This window comes from Streptomyces antnestii (genome assembly GCF_004005495.1).
In the GTDB taxonomy this organism is placed as follows: Bacteria; Actinomycetota; Actinomycetes; order Streptomycetales; family Streptomycetaceae; genus Streptomyces; species Streptomyces antnestii.
Genome location: NZ_RZYA01000004.1, coordinates 407434 through 433772, shown reverse-complemented (window position 1 = coordinate 433772; position 26339 = coordinate 407434). Strand labels below are relative to the sequence as shown.

Sequence of the window (26339 nt, the reverse complement as noted above, 5' to 3'; positions counted from 1 at the left end):
TACCACACTGACGTACCACCACCGACCGTTCGTGAGAACGGACGCCAGGACTCAGAGCTCGGGGCCGTCCCCGGGCTCTTCCTGGTACGAGTAGCGCTGCTCCCGCCAGGGGTCGCCGACGTTGTGATAGCCGCGCTCCTCCCAGAAGCCGCGGCGGTCGGCGGTCATGTACTCGATGCCACGGACCCACTTCGGGCCCTTCCACGCGTACAGGTGCGGCACGACGAGGCGGAGCGGGAACCCGTGTTCGGCGGTGAGGAGTTCACCGTCCTTGTGCGTGGCGAAGATCGTGCGCTCGGCGGCGAAGTCCTCGAGGCGCAGATTGGCGCTGAAGCCGTACTCGGCCCAGACCATCACGTGGGTGACGGCGGGCGCGGGCGGCGCCAGTTCGAGGATCGTGCGGGCCAGTACGCCGCCCCACTCGGCGCCGAGCATGCTGAACTTCGTGACGCAGTGCAGGTCGCCCACGACCGTGCCGTACGGCAGCGCCGAGAACTCATCGTGCGTCCAGCAGCGCTTCTCCCCGTCGGCGGTGGCGCCGAAGACCCTGAACTCCCAGCGCTCGGGGCGGAACTTGGGCACAGGCCCGTAGTGCGTGACCGGCCAGCCGCGCTGCAGACGCTGCCCCGGTGGAAGCTCCGGCTGCACTGCTCCCCCAGACTCGCGACCCACCGGATGACCCATGCCTCCATCCTGACAGACCCCGGGCAGTGGACGTGACCAGCAGGACCCTGACCAGGACCGAATCGGGCAACTCCTACTAAGCATGCACTTACTGGACGACTTTCGGCGCCGGTGCGAGGATGCGCGAAACCTGCCGAGTCCACCACGTGGAAGGAGCCTCTGCGATGCAGGGCGACCCCGAGGTCATCGAATTCCTCAACGAGCAGCTCACGGGCGAGTTGACGGCCATCAACCAGTACTGGCTCCACTACCGGATCCAGGACAACAACGGCTGGACCAAGCTCGCGAAATACACCCGTGCCGAGTCCATCGACGAGATGAAGCACGCGGACACGCTGACGGAACGGATTCTCTTCCTCGACGCCCTGCCGAACTACCAGCGACTCTTCCACGTACGGGTCGGACAGACCGTCACGGAGATGTTCGAGGCCGACCGGCAGGTCGAGGTGGAGGCGATCGACCGCCTCAAGCGCGGCATCGATGTCATGCGGGCGAAGGGCGACGTCACGTCGGCGCGGATCTTCGAGGACATCCTGGAGGACGAGGAGCACCACATCGACTACCTCGACACCCAGCTGGAACTGATCGAGAAGCTCGGCGAGCCGCTGTATCTGGCGCAGCAGATCGAGCAGCCCGACAGCTAGCGGAAGCGAAGCCGGCGAGGTCTGCGAAGGCGGCGAAGGCCGCACACGCTCAGGCGGCGTCCGACAGCCGTACGACGGCGTTCGGATCGGCCGTGAGGGCCCGACTGCCCTGCTCGACCAGGTCGCGGCGGGGGCAGGCCCCACGGCCGAGCAGCGCCTGGATGCGGCGCACGCACGAACCGCAGTCCGTGCCCGCCTTGCAGGCCGACGCTATCTGGCGGGGAGTGCACGCACCGTCGTCCGCGTGCTTCTTGACCTGGTCCTCGGTCACACCGAAGCAGTTGCAGACGTACACGCGGTTCACCTCCCAGCGATCAGGACCGACAAAAGCTAGCGCCCGCCCCGACTACTCGGTGAGGCTAACCTAACCTTACCCGCCGGGCCGGAAGCACAAAAGTGCCGTGGGGCGCGGATCGATGTGATCCGCGCCCCACGGCACTTTGCTGATCTTTGCTGTCTTTACCGCAAGATCACTGGTCGCGGTACATCTCGGCGACCAGGAACGCCAGGTCGAGGGACTGGCTGCGGTTCAGGCGGGGGTCGCAGGCCGTCTCGTAGCGCTGGTGCAGGTCGTCGACGAAGATCTCGTCGCCGCCGCCCACGCACTCGGTGACGTCGTCACCGGTGAGCTCGACGTGGATGCCGCCCGGGTGCGTGCCGAGCTCCTTGTGGACCTCGAAGAAGCCCTTGACCTCGTCGAGCACGTCGTCGAAGCGGCGGGTCTTGTGGCCCGAGGCCGCCTCGTAGGTGTTGCCGTGCATCGGGTCGGTGATCCAGGCGACGGTCGCGCCGGACGCGGTGACCTTCTCGACCAGCTCCGGGAGCTTGTCGCGGACCTTGTCGGCGCCCATGCGGACGATGAAGGTCAGACGGCCGGGCTCGCGGTCCGGGTCGAGACGCTCGATGTACTGCAGCGCCTCCTCGGCCGTCGTCGACGGGCCGAGCTTGATGCCGATCGGGTTGCGGATCTTCGAGGCGAACTCGATGTGCGCGTGGTCGAGCTGACGCGTGCGCTCACCGATCCACACCATGTGGCCGGACACGTCGTACAGGTTGCCCGTACGCGAGTCCACCCGGGTCAGCGCCGACTCGTAGTCGAGGAGCAGCGCTTCGTGGGAGGCGTAGAACTCGACCGTCTGGAACTCGGCCGGGTCGGTGCCGCAGGCGCGCATGAAGTTCAGCGCGTTGTCGATCTCGCGGGCGAGCTGCTCGTAGCGCTGGCCGGACGGGGACGACTTCACGAAGTCCTGGTTCCAGGCGTGCACCTGGCGCAGGTCGGCGTAGCCGCCGGTGGTGAAGGCGCGCACCAGGTTGAGCGTGGAGGCGGACGCGTTGTACATCCGCTTCAGGCGCTCGGGGTCCGGGATGCGGTCCGCTTCGGTGAAGGCGAAGCCGTTGACGGAGTCGCCCCGGTAGGTCGGGAGCGTCACCCCGTCACGGGTCTCGGTCGGCTTGGAGCGCGGCTTGGAGTACTGGCCGGCGATGCGGCCGACCTTCACGACCGGCACCGAGGCGGCGTAGGTGAGGACGGCGCCCATCTGGAGCAGCGTCTTGAGCTTGTTGCGGATGTGGTCGGCCGACACGCCGTCGAAGGCTTCGGCGCAGTCGCCGCCCTGGAGGAGGAACGCCTCTCCCTTGGCGACGGCCGCCAGTCGGGCGCGCAGCTGGTCACACTCGCCCGCGAAGACGAGCGGCGGATACGACTCGAGGTCCGCGATCACTGCGCGCAGAGCCTCGGTGTCGGGGTACTCGGGCTGCTGCGCCGCGGGCAGGTCTCGCCAGGTGTTGCCAGCGCTCGCGCTGGTCTTAGCGTTCACGGTCACATCGCCAACATTACGGGGTCGTGTCGGCGTCCCAGCCGACCGCTCACCCTTTGAGACACGTCGTCCACAGATGAGTGGGCCTTCGGGTAGGGTGCGGCACATGTTCGCGCACACGACCCGTAACTGGTGGTGGACCGCTCCCCCGGCGGCCCACTGACTGCGCGTACAGCGAAGCGAAGGCCGCCCCGAGGGCGGCCTTCAGTGTTTTCCGGGACCTGGCCGTTCCTCTCCGCACCGGAGTCTGGAATGAGGATCACCCGCCATGGACCTGTCCGAACTGCTGCAAGACGACCGCCCCTTCGCCCTGCTGCGCCGCCGCGCGCCCGGCCGCGACCACGACACCGTGGAACTCCTCGTCGGCCCCGTGAGCACCTACGAGCGTCTCGCCGACATCCCGGAGGGCCTGGCCCTCGTGCCGTTCCGGCAGATCAGGGAGCGCGGCTTCGACGTCCGTGACGACGGCACCCCGCTCGCGGTCCTCACCCCCGAGGAGACGTACGAGCTGCCGCTGGCCGAGGTCCTGGCGCAGCTGCCCGCCCATGACGTGCGCGTGGCGGACGGCGGCTTCGACGTGGACGACGACGCGTACGGGGACATCGTGGGCCGGGTCCTGCGGGACGAGATCGGGCGGGGCGAGGGCGCGAACTTCGTGATCCGGCGGACGTACGAGGGGGAGATCGCGGGCTTCGGGCGGGCCGACGCGCTGGCGCTGTTCCGGCGGCTGCTCGCCGGGGAGCGGGGCGCGTACTGGACGTTCGTGGTGCACACCGGTGAGAGGACGCTGGTCGGGGCGAGTCCCGAGGTGCATGTGCGGATGAGCGGCGGCACCGTCGTCATGAACCCGATCAGCGGGACCTACCGCTACCCGGCCGCCGGGCCGACCCCCGAGGACCTGCTCGGCTTCCTGTCCGACGGGAAGGAGATCGAGGAGCTGTCGATGGTCGTCGACGAGGAGCTCAAGATGATGTGCACCGTCGGCGACATGGGCGGGGTGGTCGTCGGTCCGCGGCTGAAGGAGATGGCCCATCTCGCGCACACGGAGTACGAGTTGCGGGGGAAGTCGACTCTGGATGTGCGCGAGGTGCTGAAGGAGACCATGTTCGCGGCGACCGTCACGGGGTCGCCGGTGCAGAACGCGTGCCGGGTCATCGAGCGCCATGAGGTGGGTGGACGCGGGTACTACGCGGGGGCGCTCGCGCTGATCGGCCGGGACGCGGGCGGGGCGCAGACCCTGGACTCGCCGATCCTGATCCGGACGGCCGACATCGACGCGGCCGGGAAGCTGCGGGTGCCGGTCGGGGCGACGCTCGTGCGCGGCTCCGACCCGGCGAGCGAGGTGCAGGAGACGCACGCGAAGGCGGCCGGGGTCCTCGCGGCGCTCGGGGTGCGTCCCGGGCGGCCGCGCGGCGAGGGCGTGCGGCCCGCGCTCGCCGACGATCCGCGCGTGCAGGCGGCGCTCGACGGGCGGCGCTCGGCGCTCGCGCCGTTCTGGCTGCGGATGCAGGAGCGGGCGGCGGCCCTCGAGGGGCACGCCCTCGTGGTGGACGCCGAGGACACGTTCACGGCGATGCTGGCGCACCTGCTGCGGTCGTCGGGCCTGACGGTGACCGTGCGGCGCTACGACGAGCCGGGACTGCGGGACGCCGTGCTCGCGCATGAGGGGCCCGTCGTGCTCGGCCCGGGCCCCGGCGACCCCTCGGACGCGGACGACCCGAAGATGCGCTTCCTGCGCGCGCTGACCGCCGAGGTGCTGCGCGGTCACCGGCACGGCGTGCTCGGCGTGTGCCTCGGCCATGAGCTGATCGCGGCCGAGCTGGGCCTCGACATCGTGCGCAAGGACGTCCCGTACCAGGGCGCGCAGACGGACATCGACCTGTTCGGGCGGACCGAGACCGTCGGCTTCTACAACAGCTTCGTGGCCCGCTGCGACGACGACGCGGCGGCGGAGCTGGCCGCGCACGAGGTCGAGGTGAGCCGGGACGCGGTGAACGGCGAGGTGCACGCGCTGCGCGGGCCCGGCTTCGCGGGGGTGCAGTTCCACCCGGAGTCCGTGCTGTCGCTGCGCGGGGCCGAGGTCGTGCGGGAGCTGGTGGCTCAGGTCCTGGGCAGGGCGGGCACCAGCACGTTCTCGGAGCGCCGGCCCGCCTGATAGTCGAGGACGTTGCGCACCGTGGTCTCGATGATCTGGCTCACCGCGTCCACGGTGTAGTACGCCTGGTGGGACGTGACCAGGACGTTCGGGAAGGTGACGAGGCGGGCCAGGATGTCGTCCTCGACGGCGTCGAGCGACCGGTCGACGAAGAAGAGCCCGGCCTCGGCCTCGTACACGTCGAGGCCGACGCCGGTGAAACGGCCCTCGCGCAGCTCGGAGACCAGCGCCTTGGTGTCGATGAGCCCGCCCCGGCTGGAGTTCACCAGGATCGCGTCGTCCTTCATGGTGCGCAGGGCGGTGCTGTCGACGAGGTGCTCGGTTTCGGGGAGCAGGGGTACGTGCAGGCTGATCAGGTCGGCCTCGGCGAAGAGGCGCTCCTTTTCGACGTACTTCATGCCGAGGGCGGCGCAGGCCGGGTTCTCGGCGATGTCCCAGCCGAGGAGGTTCATACCGAAGCCGTGGGCGATCCGGGTGAACGCCTCGCCGATCTTGCCGGTTCCGAGGACGCCGGCGGTGCGGCCGCGCAGGTCGCGGCCCATGAGGCCGTCGAGCCTGAAGTCGAAGTCGCGGGTGCGGGTGGAGGCCCGGACGATGCGGCGGTTGACGGCCATCGCGAGGGTCCAGGCGAACTCGGCGACGGAGTACGGCGAGTAGGACGCGACGCGGGCGACGGTGAGGCCGAGGCGCTCGGCGACCTCCAGGTCGATGTTGTTGAAGCCGGTGGAGCGCTGGGCGATCATCTGCGTGCCGCCGGCGGCGAGGGTCTGCAGGACGCGGTTGTCCAGGGAGGCGTTGACGCTGCTGGAGACGATCTCGTAGCCGGCGGCGATGGGGGCCGTGTCCTCGTTGAGGAAGACGTCCAGGCAGCGCACCTCGTGATGCCCCTCGAAGGCCTTCTCCATGAGGGGCTTCTCGTCGGACTGCACGCCGAAGGCGAGGATCTCCATGGCTGGATTTTAAGTACGGCCCCCGCGCCACGGCACTCCGAAGCCGCCCCGCGGGGGGGCCGTGTCCCACCCGTGCCCCGTGACCTGCGCCGTCAGCCGAAGAAGACCCCGACCTCCTCGTAGAGCGCCGGGTCGACCGTCTTCAGGCGGGCGGTCGCCTCGGCGATCGGCACGCGCACGATGTCCGTGCCGCGCAGCGCGACCATCTTCCCGAAGTCACGGTCGCGGACCGCGTCGATGGCGTGAAGGCCGAAGCGGGTGGCGAGCCAGCGGTCGAAGGCGCTGGGGGTGCCGCCGCGCTGGACGTGGCCGAGGACGGTGGTCCTGGCCTCCTTGCCGGTCCGCCGCTCGATCTCCTTGGCCAGCCACTCCCCGACGCCGGACAGCCTGACGTGCCCGAAGGAGTCGAGGGACTCGTCCTTGACCACCATCTGCCCGTCCTTCGGCATGGCGCCCTCGGCGACGACGACGATGGGGGCGTACGAGGCGCGGAAGCGGGAGGTCACCCAGGCGCAGACCTGCTCGATGTCGAAGCGCTGCTCGGGGATGAGGATGACGTTGGCGCCGCCCGCGAGCCCGGAGTGCAGGGCGATCCAGCCCGCGTGCCGGCCCATGACCTCGACGACGAGGACCCTCATGTGGGACTCGGCGGTGGTGTGCAGCCGGTCGATGGCCTCGGTGGCGATACCGACGGCGGTGTCGAAGCCGAAGGTGTAGTCGGTGGCGGACAGGTCGTTGTCGATGGTCTTCGGTACGCCGACGACGGGCACCCCGTACTCGTCGCTGAGGCGGGCGGCGACGCCGAGGGTGTCCTCGCCGCCGATCGCGATCAGGGCCCCGACCTCCTCCTTGGCGAGGGTCTCCTTGATGCGGCGGATACCGTTCTCGATCTTGAGGGGGTTGGTGCGGGAGGAGCCGAGGATGGTGCCGCCGCGGGGCAGGATGCCGCGGACGGCCGGGATGTCGAGCCGCACGGCGCGGTTTTCGAGCGGCCCGCGCCAGCCGTCCCGGAAGCCGGTGAATTCGTAGCCGTACTCCTGCACGCCCTTGCGGACGATGCCCCGGATGACGGCGTTGAGCCCGGGGCAGTCGCCGCCTCCGGTCAGTACTCCGACCCGCATGGAAATATCCCTTCGCCGCGGTGCTGTGAGCTGACCAGGGCCACGCTAGTAGTGACCCACGTCACTTTGGCGTGAGGGGAAGGGTGAATTACGCGTCGTCGAGGCCGCGTTCGATGGCGTACCGGACGAGCTCCACGCGGTTGTGCAGCTGGAGCTTGCCCAGGGTGTTCTGTACGTGGTTCTGCACGGTGCGGTGCGAGATGACGAGGCGCTCGGCGATCTGCTTGTAGCTCAGGCCCTTGGCGACCAGGCGCAGGACCTCGGTCTCGCGCTCAGTGAGCTGCGGGGCCTTGGGCTCGCCGCCGCCGGTCGGGGGCGCCGGCTCGGAGGCGAGGCGCCGGTACTCGCCGAGGACGAGGCCCGCGAGCCCCGGGGTGAAGACGGGGTCGCCGGCCGCCGTACGGCGTACCGCGTCCGTCAGCTCCTCGGTGGACGCCGACTTGAGCAGATAGCCGGTGGCGCCGGACTTCACGGCCTCCAGGACGTCGGCGTGCTCCCCGCTCGCGGACAGGACGAGGACGCGCAGGGCAGGGTCGGCGCCGACGAGTTCCTTGCAGACCTGGACGCCCGGCTTCTCCGGCAGGTTCAGGTCGAGTACGAGGACGTCGGGTGCGGCGGCGCCGGCCCGGCGCACCGCCTGCTCGCCGTCGCCCGCGGTGGCGACCACGTCGAAGCCGGCCTCGGTGAGATCCCTGGCGACGGCGTCGCGCCACATCGGGTGGTCGTCGACCACCATGACCCTGATCGCGCCCGCGCCGTCCCGCTCCTGCTGCCCGGTCATCTTCCCGATCCCGCCTTCCCCCGTGAAACCTTCGGAACTGTCAGTTCGACCTCGGTGCCCTGTCCCGGCACCGACACCAGCTCGGCCGTGCCGCCGATGTCGCGCAGCCGGCCCCGGATCGACAGGGCGACACCGAGCCGCCCCTCCCCCTCGGCCTGCGCCAGCCGCCCCTCGGGGATGCCGGGACCGTCGTCCCGCACCGTCACGATCACCGCGTCCGGCTCGTCCTCGACGAGGATCCAGGCCCGCGCGTCCTCCCCGGCGTGCCGGCGCACATTGTCCAGGGCGGCGCTCACGGCGGCGGCCAGTTCCTTCGCCGCGACCGGGGCGAGGAGGACGGGGGCGCCCGGTTCGGCGAGGCTCACCCGCGCCCCGGCGTGCGACGCGAGCAGCGACCGCAGATCGCAGGGCGCCGCCGTGCCGCGCGTCTCGCCCTGGTCCTCGTCCGGCACCTCCACGGCCCGTACAAGGGCGCCCTGCGAGGCGTCCTCGGAGGCGCGTGACGTGGGCACGAGCCCGCCGGCGACCAGGGTCCGAAGGGCGACCTCCTGCTCGCCGGCGAGGCGGCCGAGCTCGGCGGCCTCGCCGCCCACGGCGGTGCCGCGGCGCTGCACCATGGCCAGGACCTGGAGCACACCGTCGTGGATGTCGCGGGCGAGGCGTTCGCGCTCGCGGGTGGCGGCCTCGATCTCCAGGGCCCGGGCGAGGGTCCGCTCGGACGCGCGGGCCACCTCGACGACGTAGCCGATGGCGATCGACGCGATGCAGACGAGGAGGACGTTGTGGAGGGTGTCGCGGCTGAAGGCGCCGCGCTGCACCACGTTCGCGACGCCGACGAGCAGCGAGGCGAACGCCGCCCAGCGCCAGCCGCCCTTGATCGCGTACGCGAGGACGGCGCCCGCCGTCCATATCGACGGCAGCGTCGGGCCGCCCTCGATGATCCGGCTGTGCGAGACGGCGACCGGGGTGAGCAGGATCCCGGCGAGCGCGACGGTCAGGTCGGCGGTGAGGAAGCGCTTGGTACAGCTCGCGGCGTTCGCGACCCTCGGCAGGGTGGCCAGCGTCCACACGACGAGCACCGCGAAGTAGCCGTTCGCCAACCAGGGACGCACGAACTCCTCGTACGCGGAGACGTAGAGGCCGATCGCGTACAGCATCGTCAGCAGGCGGTATGCCGTCAGCGCGCGCCACAGCGGCTGCTCGACGGACATCCTCATCACGCGCTCGCGCCTGGCCATGCCCCCCACCCCCCTACGGACCGCCGCTACTCCTTGGCGCCCTTGGCCTTGGCCTCGGCCTTCGCCGCGTCCGCGATCTGCCGCTTGGCGGCGGTCGCGTACATGTCGACGTACTCCTGGCCGGAGAGCTTCATGATTTCGTACATGACCTCGTCCGTCACGGCCCGCAGCACGAAACGGTCGTGCTCCATGCCCTGGTAGCGGGTGAAGTCGAGGGGCTTGCCGATGCGGATGCCGGGGCGCATCAGCTTGGGCAGGACCTTGCCGGGCGGCTGGATCTTCTCCGTGTCGATCATCGCGACGGGGATGACGGGGGCGCCGGTGGCGAGCGCCACGCGCGCGAGGCCGCCGGGCTTGCCGCGGTACAGGCGGCCGTCGGGCGAGCGGGTGCCCTCGGGGTAGATGCCGAAGAGCTCGCCGCGCTCGACGACGTCGATGCCGCTCTTGACGGCGGCCTCACCGGCGCCGCGCGAACCGGAGCGGTCCACCGGGAGCTGGCCGACGCCCTTGAAGAAGGCGGCCGTGAGCTTGCCCTTCACTCCGGGTGTCGTGAAGTACTCGGCCTTCGCGATGAAGGTGACCTTGCGGTCGAGCACCGCCGGCAGGAAGAACGAGTCGGAGAAGGACAGATGGTTGCTGGCCAGGATGGCGGGGCCCTCGGCGGGAATGTTCTCGAGGCCCTCCACCCAGGGCCTGAAGCCGAGCTTCAGCGGCCCTCCGATGGCCACCTTCATTGCGCCGTAGATCAACCCACTGCCTTCCCTTGTCTGTGGATCAGACCTTAACCCGCGCCGCAGCTCCGAGGCCCGACGACCCTGGTCGGTGTCAGCGCGGTCGCGTACGGTGAAGTACGCCTCGCAGTCCCGGGCAGTCCCCCTCTCACGAACAGGAGACCGAAGGTGCCGGTCATTCCTGGAGCCGAGCCGTACCGCCATGAGGGCGGAGAGGTCGGCGTCCTCCTCTGTCACGGTTTCACCGGTTCCCCGCAGTCGATGCGCCCCTGGGCGGAGTATCTCGCCGAGCGCGGCCTGACCGTCTCGCTCCCCCTGCTCCCCGGCCACGGCACGCGCTGGGAGGACATGCAGGTCACGGGCTGGCAGGACTGGTACGCGGAGGTGGACCGCGCCCTGCGCGAGCTGCTCGAACGGTGCGCGCAGGTCTTCGTGTTCGGTCTGTCGATGGGCGCCGCCCTCGCACTGCGGCTCGCCGCCAGGCACGGGGACGACGTGGCGGGCCTGGTCCTGGTGAACCCGGGGAACAAGGTGCACGGCCTCGCCGCGCGCGCCCTGCCCGTGGCCCGGCACCTCGTCCCCTCCACGAAGGGGATCGCCAGCGACATCGCGAAGGAGGGCTCGTCGGAGATCGGGTACGACCGGGTGCCGCTGCACGCCGCGCACTCCCTGCGGAACTTCTTCCGCATGGTCGACGGTGAACTGCCGCAGGTGACCCAGCCGTTGGTGGTCCTGCACAGCACGCAGGACCATGTGGTGCCGCCCGCCGACTCGGCGCGCGTCCTGTCCCGCGTCTCGTCCACGGACGTCACGGAGATCCTGCTGGAACAGAGCTACCACGTCGCGACGTTGGACCATGACGCGGACCGGATCTTCGACGAGAGCTACGCGTTCATCGGCCGGCTCGCCCCCAGTGTCGGTAAGGAAGGGACGGCCACCGGTGGCTGAGCAGGACCGACGTGAGCCGGGCAGCGACGAGAGCCGCGACCCGGAGGACACGTCCGCCGAGACGGCCGCGTCGGGCACGGCGCTGCCCGGCGCCGCGCCGCCCGGCGAGGAACCGCCCGCCGCGGACGCCGAGGCCGGCGGCCCGCCCGTGGACGAGGACGCCGCCTGGGCCGCCATCGTCGCGGGATACGGCGAGGAGCCCCCGGACCCGCCGGGCGCCAGGCCGTTCCGGTCGATCGAGGACCTGGCCCTGCCCGAACCGGAGAGCGACGAGACCGAAGAGGACCTTGGCCGGACCGACAGGTCCGCGTCGGCCCTGGGCTCCTCCGTCTCCTTCGCGCCCGGCGTCGGCGGCCCCCGCGACTACAGCCCGGCCGAGCCGTCCGACGAGGACGGCGATGCCGACGACGACGGGGACGACGAGGACCACTTCGTGCCCCCGGAGCCGCCGCCGCTGCCCGAGGCGGACGTCACCGCGAAGTTCGCCTGGCTCGGCGTGCTCGGCGGCCCGGTCCTGATGCTGCTCGCGGTGCTGCTCGGCTGGCAGATGACGTGGTGGCTCACGACGGTCTGCGTCGGCGGCTTCCTCGGCGGCTTCGGCACGCTCGTGGGGCGCATGAAGGGCGACGAGGACGACGACGACCCGGGGCGCGGCGCGGTCGTCTGACCCCTGCCGCCACCCCCGGGGACACGGGCCCGTCCGGAGAGATCCGGGCGGGCCCGTACGAGTAGGGAACCCGATCCGGCCGTCCGGCGAAGTGCAGGGAACTCGATCCGGCCGTCGGGCGAAGCAAGGGTGCCGGGGCTGCCGGGGGGACTCCTCCACCGGGGCTTCGGCAGCGAACCAGCCCAGGCCTTCGAGGCGTTCGGACGAACGAAAGGAGCCGCGATGACCGTCGTACCCGGCGTCCCCCTCATCGCGGAGATGCGGGAAGGCAGCGACAAGGCGAAGCAGCGCCTCTAGGGCCTCTCGTTCGCCGGGATTCTGAGGGCGGCCAGGACCGGCAGGTGGTCCGTGGCCGCCCTCAGGTCGTCCTCGCTCACGCCGGGCAGGTCCACCGGGACGCCGCAGCCGAGTACCTCGATGCCCGGGGTGGCGAGGATCGCGTCGATGCGCTGACGGGGGTCGGCCGGTGTCGAGGTGTGCTCGCCGCCCCACGGCTTAGTCGCCCAGGCGTCCTGAAGGGCGGTGGCGAGGAGCTTGAACGTGCGGCCACCGGGGCGTTCGTTGAGGTCGCCGCCCGCGATGGCGTGCGGGGCGCCGAGCGCGGCGAGCCGGTCGAGGAGCATCCCGCCCTGCGCGTACCGCTCGTCCTTCTGCAGGCTCAGATGGCAGCTCAGTACGCCGACCCTGGCGCCGCCGAAGCGGACGACGGCGGTCGAGAAGCCGCGCCGGTGCAGCCCGGGCGTGAGCGGCAGCAGGACGTCCTCGGTGCGCTCGACGGTGGCGCGCAGGGAGCACAGCAGGGCGGGGCCGGCCGCGGTGCCGCCGCCCGAGAGGATCACCAGGTCCGAGGCGGCCGCGAGCCGGGCGAGCTTCTTGCGCCAGCGGAAGAAGCGGGGCGCCTCCTGGACCAGGACGAGGTCGGGGGCGCAGGCGGCGATGACGCGGGCGAGCGCGCCGGTGTCGTCGCGCATCGAGCGGATGTTGTAGCTGAGTACCCGGACGACGGCCGAACCGTCGGATTCGGTGCGGGAGTTGGGGAGTGATCCGGTGACCATGACGATCAAGATACGCCGGACGCCCGCCGTTTCTCCGGGGAAACGGCGGGCGTCCGGCGCGTGCGTCACGCGGTGCGTCACATGACGCCTCACGTGGTGCGTCACATGATCGGGTCGGGCTCCCGGGCCAGGTCCGCGGCGCCGACCAGGCCCGCCTTGTTGCCGAGCTGGGCGACGATCACGTCGGCCACGGGGCGCCAGTTCCCGCCGACGAGCCAGCGCTTGTAGGACTTGCGGATCGGGTCTAGGACGAGCTCGCCCTCGTCCGAGAGGCCGCCGCCGACGATGAACGCGGACGGGTCGAACAGCGAGGCCAGGTCGGCGAGCCCGGCGCCGGCCCAGCGGGCCAGCTCGCGGTACGAGTCGACGGCCACGGGGTCACCCTGGCGGGCGGCCATGGAGATGTGCTTGCCCTCGATGCCGTCCGGGGTGCCGTCGCCCAGGGAGAGCAGGAACTCGGCGTTCTCCGGGGTCGCGTTGGCGCGCTGCTTGGCGTAGCGGACGAGGGCGCGGCCGGAGGCGTACTGCTCCCAGCAGCCCTGGCTGCCGCAGCCGCACAGGAGGCCGTCCGGGACCATGCGGATGTGGCCGAACTCGGCGGCCACGCCGAAGTGGCCGCGGCGCAGCTTGTTGCCGATGATGATGCCGCCGCCGAGGCCGGTGCCGAGCGTGATGCAGATGACGTTGCGGTGGCCCTTGCCCGCGCCGAACTTGTACTCGCCCCAGGCGGCCGCGTTCGCGTCGTTCTCCACGACGACGGGGAGGCCGACGCGCTTCTCGACCTCGTCCTTCAGCGGTTCCTGGCGCCAGTCGATGTTGGGGGCGAAGTAGACCGTGGAGCGCTGGCGGTTGACGTATCCGGCGGCGCCGATGCCCACGCCGACGATCTCGTGTCCTGCCCGTGCGCCCTCGACGGCCGAGGCGATCGCGTCCACGATGGCCTCGGGCGTGGTGGGAGTCGGCACCTTGAACGTCGAGAGGATGTTGCCTTCCTCGTCGACCACGCCGGCCGCGATCTTGGTGCCGCCGATGTCGACGCCGATGGTGAGTCCCATGAATCCCTCAGTTCGGTCGAGCCCCGCTAAGGCCCACCGTACCCGAGCGGGCCCTCAGTCGAGGTCGATGTGTTCACCTTTTGAAGGGTCGTCCGGGCCCTCGTCGCGGGGGTCGCGGCCGTCCTGCGCGGGCCGGGTGTCCTTGGCGTCCCGGGTGTCCTGGCCACCGCTCTGGCCACCGCTGCCGCCGCCGCTCGAACGCTGGGTCCAGCGCTGTTCCTGGCGCTCGACCGCGGAGCGGTAGGCGGCGAGCAGTTCGGTGCCCGCGGCCGCGAGGTGGTCGAAGACCTCGGGGTTGCGCTCGACGACCGGCTCGACGGCTGCCTTCGCCTGTTTGACGACCTGGCTGACGACCTGCTGGGCGGTGCCCTGGGCTACCGCGCCGAACAGGGGCGACTGCAGGCCGGAGAGCTTGTCGGCGACGGCGTCGACGAGCTTGCGCAGCTCCTCGGCGGCCGAGCCGGGCGGTGGCCCGTACTGCGTGCGGCGGCGGGCCTTCTCCTTTGCGAGGTCCTCGGCACACGCCTGCTCCCAGGCGTCGGCGTCGGCCTCGGGTGCGGGGTGCTCGGTGGCGTCGCTCATGGCGGCTGACTCCTGCGAGGGGGTGCTTCCGGTGGGGTGTGCTTCCGGTGGGGGTGTGCTCACCTTCGACGTTACCCGAACGGCGGTGGCCCGTTCACCGTTCCCGCGGCCACAGATCGGGGTCGGGCGTGAACCTGACGCGCAGCACGCCGCCGCTGAGTCCGGCGCCGGCGACGGTGCAGCGGCGCAGCGCGGACGGCAGGGCGACGATCCGGCGCAGCGGCCCGGCGGTGACGACGAGTTCGTCGCCGCGCCGGACGAGTCCGAGGTCCTCGCGGACGGCGCCGGGCAGCGGCAGCTGCCACACGAGGACGCCGTCGTCCGCGATGCGGTCCTCGACGGGCCAGTCGGCGGCGGGCGGCGTCTCGACGTGCGGCGGCGTGCCGAGGGCCATGAGGTCGTCGGCGCCGCGCGGGTCCCGGCCCAGATGCGGCAGTTCACACACGTCGTACATGCCCTGCCAGGCGGCCACGACCTTGCGCTGACGGGCGGCGGCTTCGGTCAGCCAGGGGTCGGTGGAGCCGTCGGGGAGCATGCGGGAGACGAGCAGCGCGTCGGCGCGCAGGCCGTGCAGGGCGAAGCCGGTGGCGGTGACGCGCAGGGTGTCGGCGGCGGCCGGGGTGGGCTCGGCGACGAGGCGTACGGTCGTGTGCTCGTCCTCGATGACGGCCTGGACGGCGGCGAGTTCGGCGTCCCAGCGGGCCGCGGTCTCGTACAGCCACTCGGCGGGCATGGGGACGCCTGCGAGGCGGCCGAGGAGGGGGCGCAGGGCGCGGGCGGCCTGCCGTTCCGGGGGCAGCAGGCGGCGCAGGTAGCGGCGCAGCTGTTCCGGGAGCGCGAGCAGGGCGAGGGCCTGCGGGGCCGGCGGCAGGTCGACGACGACGAGGTCGTACGGGCCGTGCGCGCTGTCGCGCAGGGCGCGGAGCAGGGCGAGTTCGTGGCTGCCGGGCAGCGGGGTGAGCTCCTCGGCGTCGAGGCGGGTGGCGCCGAGCAGGTCGAGGGCGGACGCGGCCCTGTCCTGGAGATCGGCGAGGTCCTCGCGGAAGCGGTCGGCCGGGTCGAGACGTATCGCGGTGAGACCGGGTTCGACGGTCGTCGGCGCCGCGCTCGTAGGGGTGGCGAGGGCGGCGCCGAGGGTGTCCGTGGGGTCCGCCGAGAGCACCAGGGTGCGGGCTCCGCGGCGGGCGGCGGTGAGGGCCGTGGCCGCAGCGACGGTGGTCCGGCCGGAGCCGCCGGGTCCGGTGACGAGGACGGTACGCATGGGGTGTGAGGCTACCGGGGGCCGGGGGCGCCCCCGGACCGGGCGTCGGACCCCCGCCCGGCGTCCGAGCGGAGGCCTGGCGGCGGAAGGGGTCCGCGCCGGACGGGCCCCGGGCCGAGGCCTGACCGCTGAACGGGACCCGAGCCGAACGAGAACCCGAGCCGGACGGGCCCGGGCCGGACGAGCGCCGAGCCAGTGGCCGGTGGTCGGTGGCGGCCTGAGGAGGCCCGGCGCCGGACCGGCCAAGCACCAACCGCCCGGCGCGGCCCACCGCAGAACGAGAACCTGAGCCGAGCACCAGCCCCCGAACCAAGGCCGCCCGCCGGACGAGCCCGAGCCAACGGCCGGTGGTCGTCCGAGGAGGCCCAGCGCCGGACCGGCCAAGCACCAACCGCCCGACGCGGCCCACCGCAGAACGAGAACCTGAGCCGAGCACCAGCCAGCCGCCGAACCCAGCCGCCCGCCGGACGGGCCCCGGGCCGGACGAGCCTCGAGCCCGCGGCCAGTGGCCGTTGGCCGCACGATGAGGCACGGCGCCGGGCCGGGCGGGCGTCGGAAGGCCCGGTGCCGGACCGGCGCCGGCCAAAGCTCCGCGTTCCGGGCCGGCCAGAACTCCGGGCTCCGGGCGGAGCCCCGACCCGACCTACTTCGTCTCGACGCGCTTCTTCAGGCCGGCCAGGGCGCGGTCGATGATGACCTTCTCGGCCTTGCGCTTGATCATGCCGAGCATGGGGATCTTGACGTCGACCGTGAGCCGGTAGGTGACCTCCGTGCCCGTGCCGGACGGCTTCAGGAGGTACGTGCCGTCGAGGGAGCGCAGCATCTGGGACTTGACCAGGGTCCAGGAGACCTCGTCGTCCCCGGTCCAGGTGTAGGCCAGGGTCTGGTCGTCCTTGATCGCTCCGGCGTCCATGACGAGGCGCACCTGCTCGGCGCGGCCCTCGGCGTCCGTGGCGAGGACCTCGGCCTCCTTCACCTCTCCCGTCCAGTCCGGGTAGCGGGCGAAGTCGGCGATCACCCCCATGACATCGGCCGGTGCCGCCTCGATCGTGATGCTCGAGCTGGTGTGTTCCGCCATCGCGGTGGCTCCTCCAGATGCGGTCCGTTGAGGGGTGGTGTGTATCGCGTGAAGGCTACCGCGCACAGATGTCGCCCCTGTCACCACACCGGCCCGAGGACACACCACACCGGCCCGAGGGCACACCACACCGGGCCGAGGGCACACCGCTCCGGGCCCGAGAGCTCACCACTCCAGCGCCCAGGGCCTGCCCGAGCCCGCGAAGTGGCCGACGTTGACGCACTCCGTCGCCCCGATCCGCATGCGCCGGGCGAGCGGCTGGTGGACGTGGCCGAAGAGGGAGTAGCGGGGCCGGGTGCGGCGGATGGCGGCGAGGAGCGCGCGGCTGCCGCGTTCGAAGCGGCGCGCGACGGTGTCGTAGACGAGTTCGGGGACGTCCGGCGGGATGTGGGTGCACAGCACGTCGACCTCGCCGACGGCCTCGATCTTGGCGGCGTACTCCTCGTCGCTGATCTCGTACGGGGTGCGCATCGCGGTGCGCAGTCCGCCGCCGACGAAGCCGAAGACGAGCCCGCCGATCTCGGCGCGCTCGCCGTCGAGGACGGTCGTACCGGACGCGGCGTACTCGGACCACAGGTGCGGGATGTCGACGTTGCCGTAGGTGGCGTACGTCGGGGTGGGGAACGCGGCGAAGAGCTCGGCGTACTGCTTGCGCACGGCTTTCTCGATCGCGGGGCCGCGGTCGAGGCCCGCCCACAGGCCGGCGCCGAACGCGCGCGCCTCCTCGAAGCGGCGCGCGGTGCGCAGCTCGACGATGCGGTGCGCGTTCTCCACGCCGAACAGATCGGGGAAGATGCCCCGCGAGTGGTCCGCGTAGTCGAGGAACAACACCAGGTCACCGAGGCAGACGACGGCGTCCGCCCCGTCGCCGGCCCGGGCGAGGTCTGTGGAGTTTCCGTGCACATCGCTGACCACATGTACGCGCATGCGATCACCCTAGAACTGTGCGGGAATCATGGGTAGTGGGCGCTGGACCTGCGGATACTTCGTATTCGCGGATCGAGTGGACTAGGGTCGACGAAGCAATTCCACGGCGTGTGACGCAGCGAACATCTGGCCTGGACCCCCTACCGGAACAGCAGTACCGGTGGGTAACGTCCGGGCAGTCCAGTCGTGCTCAGCATTTCAACCACTGAACCACCCCTGATTCAGCGGCTGAGCACCTGCCCGATCTTGGACCGCACCGTCGCAGCACACCGCCGTGGCGCCGGTGCCCTATGAGGAGCAGCAGTCTTGCGCGAGTTCAGCCTTCCGGCCCTGTACGAGGTCCCCGCGGACGGCAACCTGACCGACATCGTCCGCAGAAACGCCGCGCAGCACCCCGACGTCGCCGTCATCGCCCGCAAGGTGGACGGCACCTGGCAGGACGTCACCGCCACCACCTTCCTCGCCGAGGTGCGCGCCGCCGCGAAGGGCCTGATCGCCTCCGGCGTGCAGGCGGGCGACCGCGTCGGCCTGATGTCCCGTACGCGCTACGAGTGGACGCTGCTCGACTTCGCGATCTGGAGCGCGGGCGCGATAACGGTGCCGGTGTACGAGACCAGCTCGGCCGAGCAGATCCAGTGGATCCTCGGCGACTCCGGTGCCGTGGCCTGCCTCGTCGAGAGCGGTGCGCACGCGGCCACCGTCGAGTCCGTGCGCGACCGCCTGCCCGGCCTCGCCCACGTCTGGCAGATCGACGCCGGCGGCGTCGAGGAGCTGCGCCGCGCGGGCGCCGGGGTGTCCGACGAGGCCGTCGAGGAGCGCAGCGCCGTCGCCAAGGCCGACGACCCGGCGACGATCGTGTACACGTCCGGCACCACGGGCCGCCCCAAGGGCTGTGTCCTCACCCACCGCAGCTTCTTCGCCGAGTGCGGCAACGTGGTCGAGCGCCTCAAGCCCCTCTTCCGTACCGGCGAGTGCTCGGTGCTGCTGTTCCTCCCGGTGGCGCACGTCTTCGGCCGCCTGGTCGAGGTGGCGTCCCTGATGGCCCCGATCAAGCTGGGCCACGCCCCCGACATCAAGCACCTCACCGATGAACTCGCCGCGTTCCGGCCGACGTTGATCCTGGGTGTGCCGCGCGTCTTCGAGAAGGTCTACAACTCGGCGCGCGCCAAGGCGCAGGCCGACGGCAAGGGCAAGATCTTCGACAAGGCGGCCGACACGGCGATCGAGTACAGCCGCGCGCTCGACACCCCCAAGGGCCCCTCCCTCGCCCTGAAGCTGAAGTACAAGACGTTCGACAAGATCGTCTACAGCAAGCTGCGCGCCGTCCTCGGCGGCCGCGGCGAGTACGCGATCTCCGGCGGCGCCCCGCTCGGCGAGCGCCTCGGCCACTTCTTCCGCGGCATCGGCTTCACGGTCCTGGAGGGCTACGGCCTCACCGAGTCCTGCGCGGCCACCGCCTTCAACCCGTGGGACCGGCAGAAGATCGGCACGGTCGGCCAGCCGCTGCCGGGCTCGGTGGTCCGGATCGCCGACGACGGTGAGGTGCTGCTGCATGGCGAGCACCTGTTCACCGGCTACTGGAACAACGAGGGCGCGACGGCGGAGGCCCTGGCGGACGGCTGGTTCCACACGGGCGACATCGGCACGCTCGACGAGGACGGCTACCTGCGGATCACCGGGCGCAAGAAGGAGATCATCGTGACGGCGGGCGGCAAGAACGTCGCCCCGGCCGTCATCGAGGACCGCATCCGCGCGCACGCGCTGGTCGCCGAGTGCATGGTCGTCGGCGACGGCCGCCCGTTCGTCGGCGCGCTCGTCACGGTCGACGAGGAGTTCCTCGGCAAGTGGGCCGCCGACCACGGCAAGCCCGCGGACTCCACCACGGTGTCCCTGCGGGACGACGCGGACCTCCTCGCGGCGATCCAGTCGGCCGTGGACGACGGGAACGCGGCGGTCTCCAAGGCGGAGTCGGTCCGCAAGTTCCGCATCCTGCCGACCCAGTTCACGGAGGAGTCGGGCCACCTGACGCCTTCGCTGAAGCTGAAGCGGAATGTGGTGGCGAAGGATTACGCGGACGAGATCGAGGCGATCTACCGGGGCTGAGCCCCGTGTCCGTACGCGAGTTAGTGCGGGTCCGTGGCTGGTTGCTCGCGCAGTTCCCCGCGCCCCTGAGGGGCGCGGGGAACTGCGCGCTCAGCCCACGACAACCCGCAGCTCGACGCCTACAGCAGCCCCCGCACCCCCGCGTCCCTTGTCCTCAAACGCCGGACGGGCTGGTTTTCCAGCCCGTGGGGGTCCCCCGGACGGAGTCTGGGGGAGTTTGAGGACCGGGGTCGGGGGCGGAGCCCAGTTCGGGAAGGGGCGGGCTCGGGGAAAAGATCCTCCCTACAGCAGCCCCCGCAGCTTCTCCGCCAGCAAGTCCCAGCGCCACTTCTCCTCGACCCACTCGCGCCCCCGTTCCCCCATCCTGCGGCGCAGCTCCGCGTCGCCGAGGAGCGTCACGATGCGGTCCGCGGAGTCGTCCGGGTCGGAGCCCCTGACGACCCAGCCCGTCTCGCCGTCGAGGACCGCGTCGGGCGCGCCGCCGGAGTCCCCGGCCACCACCGGCAGGCCCGTGGCGGACGCCTCCAGGTACACGATGCCGAGGCCCTCGACGTCGAGCCCGCCCCGCCGGGTCCGGCACGGCATGGCGAACACGTCGCCCGCCCCGTAGTGCGCGGGCAGCTCCGACCACGGCACGGCCCCGGTGAACCGCACCGAACCGGCGACGCCCGTCTCCGCGGCGAGCCGCCGCAGGTCCTTCTCGTAGGGGCCGCCGCCCACCACCAGCAGGACCGCGTCAGGGACCGCCGCGAGGATGCGCGGCATCGCCCGGATCAGCGTGTCCTGCCCCTTGCGCGGCACGAGCCGCGAGACGCACACGACGACGGGCCGGTCGGTGAGACCGAGCCGCTCCCGCACAAGATCGCCCCCTGACCCGGGGTGGAACGTCTTCTCGTCCACGCCCGGCGGCAGCTGCACCATGCGCCCCGCCGCCTCGGGCGTCAGCGCGGCGGCTATCCGCGACCGCGTGTACTCGCCGAGATACGTGATCGTGTCCGTGGACTCGCCGATGCGGCGCAACAGCGTGCGGGCGGCGGGCAGTTGGGCCCAGCCCGCCTCGTGCCCGTGTGTGGTGGCCACGATCCGCCGGGCGCCGGCCCTGCGCAGCGCCGGTGCCATCAGGCCGAGCGGGGCGGCGGCGCCGAACCACACCGACGTACAGCCGTGCTCCTGGAGCAGGCCCGCCGCGCGCCGGGTGACGCGGGGCGTGGGCAGCAGCATCGTCGTGCGGTCGCGGACCACGGTGAAGGGCTGCTCGGCGTCGAACGCCGCCGTCGCCTCGACACCCTCGCGGGTGCGCTTCCAGGTGGACGCGTAGACGACGAGCTGCTCGGGGTCCAGACGGAGCGCCATGTTGTGCAGGAACGCCTGGATGCCGCCGGGCCTGGGCGGGAAGTCGTTGGTCACGAGCAACGTCTTGTTTGTCTTGTGCATCGCCGCCGACAGTACCGAACGCGCCGGTGGGGCGTGCTTCACGGCCCCTCCACAGCTCCGCCCGGCATCATGGCCCGAATGATGCCGAGAATCCCGGGCCGTGCCGTGCTGGTGTGGACCGCGACCAGGACGCTGCTCCTCCTGAGTGTCCTGAAGGTGATCACGGTCCCGGGTCCCGACGTGACGAGCGACGTCTCGGTGATCTACCGCGGCTGGTACGAGGTGCTGCGCACGGGCACGTTCCCGCTGGACGACGTCACCTGGCAGTACCCGCCGGCCGCCGCGGGCGCGATCCTCTCCCCCGCCCTCCTGCCGTTCCTCCCGTACGCCACGGCCTTCTTCGTGCTGGCCCTGCTCGCCGACGCGCTCACGTTCGGGCTGCTCGTGCACGCGGGCGGGCGGCCCGGCAGGTCGCTCCGCGGGGCGTGGGTGTGGGTGGCGGGCCTGCCGCTGCTCGGCCCGACCTCGTACGCCCGCTACGACGTCATGGTCACGGCGGTCGCGGTGGCCGCGCTGCTTGCCGGGACCCGGCATCCGCGCGTCATGGGGGCGCTGGCGGGGCTGGGCGCGCTGCTGAAGGTGTGGCCCGCGCTTCTGCTGCTCGGGACGCGCCGCGGTCGCGTCACGCGGGTCTCCTGGGGCAGTGCGGCCCTCACCGCGGGCGGTCTCGTCCTCGTGTTCGCGGCGGCGATGCCGGGTGCGCTCGCCTTCCTGACCTTCCAGCGCGACCGGGGCACGGAGGTCGAGTCGCTGGGGGCACTGGTGTTCCATGTGGCGCGGCAGTTCGGCTGGCGGGGTTCCGTCGGCCTGCACTACGGCTCGATGGAATTTCTCGGCGCCGGGGTGGACGTCGTGAGCGGGGCGGCGCAGGTGCTGACGCTGCTCGCGGCGGGCTGGCTCCTTGTGTGGCGGCTGCGGGCGCGGGCCTGGGCGCCCGGCACGCTCGCGGACGCGGCGTTCGTCGCGGTGCTCCTGTTCACGACGACGAGCCGGGTGATCAGCCCCCAGTACCTGGTGTGGCTGATCGGTCTGGCCGCCGTGTCGACGGTGTTCGCCGGCAGCCGGATGGCGCTGCCCGCCCATCTGGTCCTGGCGGCCTCCCTCGTGACGTTCCTGGAGTTCCCGCTCGGCTTCGTGCACGTCGTGACCAGCGACGCCCTGGGCCTCACGCTGCTCCTCGTACGCAACGGGCTGCTGGTCGCGGCGGCGCTCATCGCCGCTCGGTCCCTGTGGCGGCAGACGGTGACCGAGCCGCGCCATGGGTCCAGGCTGCCCTCTCAGGCGGCCCGGGACCAGAGCCTGCTCGCGTCCTGACGGCGGCCGGTCAGCCCAGCTGGGCCCGCAGGTAATCCCGCCAGTCCGCCGTGAACTTCTCCTCGGTCGTCCCGAGGACGCTCTGCAGCGCCTTCGCGACGGCCCCGGCCCGCTCCTTGTGCTTTCCGACGGCGCGATAGAAGGCGTTGAGCTTCGCCTCGCCCCAGCGGTCGGCGATCATCCGGCAGGCCAGCCACCCGCCCTCGTACGCCTGCGCGAGGCGGCCCGCGTCGCCGGAGAAGCCGAAGTCCGCGTCGGCGGGGAGTGCGGCGGGCAGCCGGCCGAGCCGCACCGCGCGCTCCAGTTCCGGCGCGGCCTGTACGGCGGAGCGGCCGGTGCCCCGGTAGCCGGCCCAGTCCGCGTACCCCTCGGACAGCCACAGCGGGGTCGCCTGCGAGGTCGCGGAGCGGGTGGCGACGTGGGTGGTCTCGTGCGTGAGGACGACCTGCTTGCCGAAGGAGCCGAGCGCGCCGTACGCGTCCGGGTTCACGATGATCCGGTCGGCCGGTGTCCGGCCCCCGGAGCCCGCCTCACCGGTCGTCACCGCGGCGATCCCCCGGTACCCGGCGGCGGGGGCCCCGAGCAGGCCGCCCATGCCGTCCAGGGACTTCGGGACGAGGACGACGACGCGCCGGGCCCAGCCGGACCCCCAGGCGTCCTGTACGGCGGGTACGGCCTTGTCGGCGAGGTCCGCGTACTGGCGCAGCGCGCTGCGCGGTCTCCCCACGCCGAGCACCAGGCTGTGCGCGCCCCGCTCGACGACGACCCTGCCCTGCTCCCAGAGCTGCTGGCCGGCCTTCGGGGCGGGCCGGTCGGAGGTGACGTACCAGTGCGCGCCGCGCAGTTCGAGTTTCAGGGTGCGGGAGGAGACGACCGGGGCGCTGTCGTAGCCGCTGATCCGGTAGTCGAGGTCCGCGTCGGCCGTGGCGCGGCCGCCCGAGCGGTCGAGGCGGGTGAGCCGGTACGTCCAGGACGCCAGCGGGACGTCCGCGAGGTCGGCCGGGACCGCGGCCTGAGCGCTCCCGGTGTCCCGGTACGCGGCCGCGTCCCCGGCGAGTACGGCGTGGGCCCTGCGGTCGAGGGTGCGCTGCACGTCGGCCCGCGCGGTGTCCTGGGCGGTTCCGCCGCCGCAGCCGACGAGCCCGGCGAGCAGACCGCTCAGGCACAGCAGGGCAGCACAGGACCGCGCCCCACCCGCACCACGCCGACGACCAGCCATCCTCCCGATCGTACGGGGCCCCGCGCGCCGTCCGCCCGTCGCACCAGGGCCGCTCAGACCCGGGTCACGGACGAGACCGGCATCATGCCCACCGGGTCGTAGCGCACGGGCGCGCCCGGATAGGGGGCGTGGATGACCTGGCCGTTGCCCACGTACATGCCGATGTGGCTGGCGTCCGAGCGGTAGGCGACGAGGTCGCCGGGCCGCGCCTCGGAGAGGGGGATCCGGCGGCCCGCGTACCGCTGCTCCTGCGAGGTCCGCGGCAGCCCCACGCCGGCCCGCGCGTACGACCACTGCATGAGGCCCGAACAGTCGAACCCGGAGGGTCCGTTGGCGCCCCAGACGTACGGCTTGCCGAGCGCCGACATGGCGGCGGCCACCGCGGCGGCGGCCCGTCCGGACGAGGCCTCACCGACGCCCGACAGGTCGGGGATGCCGTCGCGCCCGCCGCCGCGCGAGGCACGGTCGTAGGCCGCGCGCTGCCCGGGAGGCAGGGCGTCGAGCAGGCGGCGGGCCCTGGCGAGCTTGTCCTCGACGGTCCGCTTGTGCCGGGCGACGGCCTTGCGGGTCCGCTCCAGGTCGACGAGCTTGCGGGCGGCCTCGGCACGTTCCTGGGACAGGTCGCGCTGCGCCCGCTGCAACGCCGTGAGTTCGCCGGCCTGGCGGGTGGTGAGGCGGTCGAGGACGGACGCCTTGTCGAGGTAGTTGTCCGGGTCGGACGACAGGAGCAGGGCGAGGGAGGGGTCGATGCCGCCGGAGCGGTACTGGGCGCCGGCGAGCGAACCGAGGGCGCCGCGCATGGTGTTGATGCGCTCCTGCCCCCGCGCCACGCTGTCCTGGAGGTCGGCCAGGTCGTCGCGCAGCTTGTCGGCGTGCTCCCCGGCCTGGTTGAACGCCTCGGTGGCCTTCTCGGCCTGCTCGAAGAGGCGGTCGACCTCGGCCCTGGTGCCGGACGGACGGTCCTGTGGCGCGGCGCCCGCGGGGGCCGCGGCGAGTCCGGCGGCGGTGGTGGCCGTCAGGGCCGACAGGATGTAGACGGTGGAGCCGCGCGCGCTCCGGTCGAGGCCGGACTGTGCGGGACGGCGATGGGACCCCACGGGTAGCGGCTCTCCTTTCCCGTCCCCCCGCCCCCACCGCCCGGACGGGCGGCAGGGCTCCGGAATGCGGGGCGACATTGACGTCCGCCCCGGCCCGAGGGCGGGGATCCGGTCTGCGAGCCCACGTCGCGGGCCGCTTCCGGCGGGTTCCTGCTTCACGGGCCCCTGCCCGATTCCGGGTCTTACACGGGCCTCCACAGGCGTCACTTCCCGCCCGTCCGGCGGTAGGTACGGCAGCTCTCGCTGACGGACAGCGCGGAAGCTATCACGCAGCGCAGCGGACGGCGGTGCACGGGAAATGGCTGCGCCCCGGCATCGACGCAGGTCAATGCCGGGGCACGAAGTCAGCGGGACTGTCGGAATTCGCCCGAACGGGCGCGTTTTCGCGCGCCGCTGTCAGCCGGCGATGCGGACGCCGAACATGAACGAACCGACGGTGCTCATCGACTCGTAGCGCACGACGGCGCCGGGGTGCGGGGCGTGCAGCACCTGGCCGTTGCCGGCGTACAGGCCCACGTGCGCGAGGTTGTTGAAGAAGACCAGGTCGCCGGGCTTGAGCTGGCTCATGCCGATCTTCGTTCCGTCGTTCTGCTGCGTGTACGTGGTCCGGGTTATGCCCACACCGGCCTGTCCGTAGGCGAACTGGGTCAGCCCGGAGCAGTCGTAGGAGTTGGGGCCGGTGCCGCCGGAGACGTACGGCTTGCCGAGCTGGGTGGCGGCCGCGTTCAGGGCGGCGGCGCCGCGCTGGGAGGCCGGGACCTCGTTGCCCAGGTCGACGCGGGCGCTGGCGGAGCGGCTGGCGCGGGCGTCGTCGGCGGCCATCTTCCGGCGCTCGGCGGCGGTCAGGGAGTTGAGGAGCTTCTGCGCGGCGCTGAGCTTGCTCTGGACCTGCTGCTTCTTCTTGCCGAGTTCCGTGCGGGTGTCGGCGAGGTCCTTGAGCTTGTCGGCGGCCTCCTGGCGCTCCTGCGCAAGGACGCGCTGCTTCTCCTGGATCTTCTTCAGGGCCTCGACCTGCTGACCGCTGAGCTGGTCGAGCGTGGAGGCCTTGTCCAGGAAGTTGTCCGGGTCGGCGGAGAGGAAGAGCTGGACGGAGGGGTCGATGCCGCCGGAGCGGTACTGCGCGCTGGCCATCGAACCGATGCCGGTGCGCAGGGTGTTGAGCTCCTCCTGGCCGCGGGCGACCTTGTCCTGGAGGTCGCCGATCTCCTTCTCGAGCTTCTTCTGCTTCTCCTTGGCCCCGTTGTAGTGATCGGTGGCCAGGCCCGCCTCTTCGTAGAGCTTGTCGACCTTGGCCTTGACCTCGCTCTTGCTCGGCTTCGGCGCGGCCTGCGCGGCCTGCGACGTGAGGGCCACGGCTGCGGCGGCGGTTGCGGTGAGCACGGTCACGCGGGTGCGGCTCGGCTGCTTGGGTCGACGGTGGGACGCCACGGGGGCGAGCTCCTTCTTCCTCCAGCCGCCTACCGACACGCCGGTGGGCG

The 26339-nt window shown here is 72.0% G+C and carries 26 protein-coding genes; 8 read left to right on the top strand and 18 right to left on the bottom strand.

The features are described from left to right. Positions 1-51: 51 nt before the first annotated feature. Positions 52-684 (bottom strand): sulfite oxidase-like oxidoreductase, encoded by a 633-nt coding sequence (locus EOT10_RS12360; protein WP_127828170.1) that lies wholly within the window; start codon positions 682-684, stop codon positions 52-54. Between the two features lie 164 nt (positions 685-848). On the opposite strand from EOT10_RS12360, the gene bfr reads away from it, so the two are divergent. Beyond that, positions 849-1328, top strand: a complete 480-nt coding sequence (bfr, locus tag EOT10_RS12355) for a bacterioferritin (protein ID WP_127828169.1) — start codon at positions 849-851, stop codon at positions 1326-1328. Between the two features lie 49 nt (positions 1329-1377). Here the strand turns inward: bfr and EOT10_RS12350 are convergent, their stop codons facing one another. Then, positions 1378-1632, bottom strand: a complete 255-nt coding sequence (locus EOT10_RS12350) for a (2Fe-2S)-binding protein (protein WP_127828168.1) — start codon at positions 1630-1632, stop codon at positions 1378-1380. A 166-nt stretch (positions 1633-1798) separates the two neighbouring features. Next, the gene (locus EOT10_RS12345; RefSeq protein WP_127828167.1) at positions 1799-3151 is read right to left on the bottom strand and encodes a class II 3-deoxy-7-phosphoheptulonate synthase; all 1353 of its coding nucleotides are present in this window, start codon (positions 3149-3151) and stop codon (positions 1799-1801) included. A 70-nt stretch (positions 3152-3221) separates the two neighbouring features. Between EOT10_RS12345 and EOT10_RS43105 the strand changes: the two genes are divergently transcribed. Further along, positions 3222-3308 (top strand): trp operon leader peptide, encoded by an 87-nt coding sequence (locus tag EOT10_RS43105; protein ID WP_389858644.1) that lies wholly within the window; start codon positions 3222-3224, stop codon positions 3306-3308. A gap of 105 nt (positions 3309-3413) precedes the next feature. Then, entirely contained in the window at positions 3414-5300 is a 1887-nt protein-coding gene (locus EOT10_RS12335) for an anthranilate synthase family protein (RefSeq protein ID WP_127828165.1), read from the top strand. Here EOT10_RS12335 and EOT10_RS12330 read toward each other — a convergent pair. The 5 genes from EOT10_RS12330 to EOT10_RS12310 all read right to left on the bottom strand — a co-directional run bounded on the left by EOT10_RS12330 (position 5246) and on the right by EOT10_RS12310 (position 10136). After that, on the bottom strand, positions 5246-6250 hold the full coding sequence (locus EOT10_RS12330; RefSeq protein ID WP_127828164.1) for a 2-hydroxyacid dehydrogenase: 1005 nt from the start codon (positions 6248-6250) through the stop codon (positions 5246-5248). The genes EOT10_RS12335 and EOT10_RS12330 overlap by 55 nt on opposite strands. A 92-nt stretch (positions 6251-6342) precedes the next feature. After that, on the bottom strand, positions 6343-7371 hold the full coding sequence (locus EOT10_RS12325) for a 6-phosphofructokinase (RefSeq protein ID WP_127828163.1): 1029 nt from the start codon (positions 7369-7371) through the stop codon (positions 6343-6345). An 88-nt stretch (positions 7372-7459) separates the two neighbouring features. Continuing rightward, entirely contained in the window at positions 7460-8152 is a 693-nt protein-coding gene (locus tag EOT10_RS12320) for a response regulator (RefSeq protein ID WP_127828162.1), read from the bottom strand. Further along, positions 8149-9390, bottom strand: coding sequence for a MacS family sensor histidine kinase (gene macS, locus EOT10_RS12315; RefSeq protein ID WP_127828161.1), 1242 nt, complete (start codon positions 9388-9390; stop codon positions 8149-8151). Before macS ends, EOT10_RS12320 begins: the two co-directional genes overlap by 4 nt. Positions 9391-9416: 26 nt before the next feature. Continuing rightward, complete coding sequence (locus tag EOT10_RS12310; RefSeq protein WP_127828234.1) at positions 9417-10136, bottom strand: lysophospholipid acyltransferase family protein; 720 nt, start codon at positions 10134-10136, stop codon at positions 9417-9419. A gap of 153 nt (positions 10137-10289) precedes the next feature. Between EOT10_RS12310 and EOT10_RS12305 the strand changes: the two genes are divergently transcribed. The 3 genes from EOT10_RS12305 (at position 10290) to EOT10_RS41280 (ending at position 12033) form a co-directional block, all read left to right on the top strand. Beyond that, a complete protein-coding gene (locus EOT10_RS12305; RefSeq protein ID WP_127828160.1) occupies positions 10290-11069 on the top strand; it encodes an alpha/beta hydrolase in 780 nt (259 codons plus the stop codon). Beyond that, the gene (locus EOT10_RS12300) at positions 11062-11736 is read left to right on the top strand and encodes a hypothetical protein (protein ID WP_431313280.1); all 675 of its coding nucleotides are present in this window, start codon (positions 11062-11064) and stop codon (positions 11734-11736) included. Before EOT10_RS12305 ends, EOT10_RS12300 begins: the two co-directional genes overlap by 8 nt. A 129-nt stretch (positions 11737-11865) precedes the next feature. Continuing rightward, positions 11866-12033: a hypothetical protein gene (locus tag EOT10_RS41280; RefSeq protein WP_189491467.1), complete on the top strand. Its 168-nt coding sequence runs from the start codon at positions 11866-11868 to the stop codon at positions 12031-12033. Here EOT10_RS41280 and EOT10_RS12295 read toward each other — a convergent pair. From EOT10_RS12295 to EOT10_RS12270, 6 genes are all read right to left on the bottom strand, one after another. Beyond that, entirely contained in the window at positions 12030-12791 is a 762-nt protein-coding gene (locus EOT10_RS12295; protein WP_127828159.1) for an endonuclease/exonuclease/phosphatase family protein, read from the bottom strand. The genes EOT10_RS41280 and EOT10_RS12295 overlap by 4 nt on opposite strands. Before the next feature lie 101 nt (positions 12792-12892). Then, positions 12893-13846, bottom strand: a complete 954-nt coding sequence (locus EOT10_RS12290) for an ROK family glucokinase (protein WP_127828158.1) — start codon at positions 13844-13846, stop codon at positions 12893-12895. A 54-nt stretch (positions 13847-13900) separates the two neighbouring features. After that, positions 13901-14428 (bottom strand): DUF5304 domain-containing protein, encoded by a 528-nt coding sequence (locus tag EOT10_RS12285; RefSeq protein WP_127828157.1) that lies wholly within the window; start codon positions 14426-14428, stop codon positions 13901-13903. Between the two features lie 94 nt (positions 14429-14522). Next, positions 14523-15689 carry an ArsA family ATPase gene (locus EOT10_RS12280; RefSeq protein WP_127828156.1) on the bottom strand — a complete coding sequence of 389 codons (1167 nt, stop codon included), beginning with the start codon at positions 15687-15689 and terminating at the stop codon, positions 14523-14525. A 643-nt stretch (positions 15690-16332) separates the two neighbouring features. Continuing rightward, positions 16333-16767 (bottom strand): SRPBCC family protein, encoded by a 435-nt coding sequence (locus tag EOT10_RS12275; protein ID WP_127828155.1) that lies wholly within the window; start codon positions 16765-16767, stop codon positions 16333-16335. Between the two features lie 165 nt (positions 16768-16932). Then, positions 16933-17694 carry a metallophosphoesterase family protein gene (locus tag EOT10_RS12270; protein WP_127828154.1) on the bottom strand — a complete coding sequence of 254 codons (762 nt, stop codon included), beginning with the start codon at positions 17692-17694 and terminating at the stop codon, positions 16933-16935. 306 nt (positions 17695-18000) lie between these two features. Between EOT10_RS12270 and EOT10_RS12265 the strand changes: the two genes are divergently transcribed. Then, on the top strand, positions 18001-19797 hold the full coding sequence (locus EOT10_RS12265) for an AMP-dependent synthetase/ligase (RefSeq protein WP_127828153.1): 1797 nt from the start codon (positions 18001-18003) through the stop codon (positions 19795-19797). 282 nt (positions 19798-20079) lie between these two features. On the opposite strand, the gene EOT10_RS12260 is transcribed toward EOT10_RS12265, so the two are convergent. Further along, positions 20080-21231, bottom strand: a complete 1152-nt coding sequence (locus tag EOT10_RS12260; protein ID WP_127828152.1) for a glycosyltransferase family 4 protein — start codon at positions 21229-21231, stop codon at positions 20080-20082. Positions 21232-21309: 78 nt separating this feature from the next. Here EOT10_RS12260 and EOT10_RS12255 point away from each other — a divergent pair, with 78 nt between their 5' ends. Further along, positions 21310-22545: a glycosyltransferase 87 family protein gene (locus EOT10_RS12255; RefSeq protein ID WP_223280937.1), complete on the top strand. Its 1236-nt coding sequence runs from the start codon at positions 21310-21312 to the stop codon at positions 22543-22545. A 10-nt stretch (positions 22546-22555) separates the two neighbouring features. Here the strand turns inward: EOT10_RS12255 and EOT10_RS12250 are convergent, their stop codons facing one another. From EOT10_RS12250 to EOT10_RS12240, 3 genes are all read right to left on the bottom strand, one after another. Further along, positions 22556-23764: a hypothetical protein gene (locus EOT10_RS12250; RefSeq protein WP_189491464.1), complete on the bottom strand. Its 1209-nt coding sequence runs from the start codon at positions 23762-23764 to the stop codon at positions 22556-22558. 53 nt (positions 23765-23817) lie between these two features. After that, positions 23818-24861, bottom strand: coding sequence for a C40 family peptidase (locus EOT10_RS12245; RefSeq protein ID WP_127828150.1), 1044 nt, complete (start codon positions 24859-24861; stop codon positions 23818-23820). A gap of 396 nt (positions 24862-25257) precedes the next feature. After that, positions 25258-26289, bottom strand: a complete 1032-nt coding sequence (locus EOT10_RS12240) for a C40 family peptidase (protein WP_127828149.1) — start codon at positions 26287-26289, stop codon at positions 25258-25260. Positions 26290-26339 lie beyond the last annotated feature (50 nt).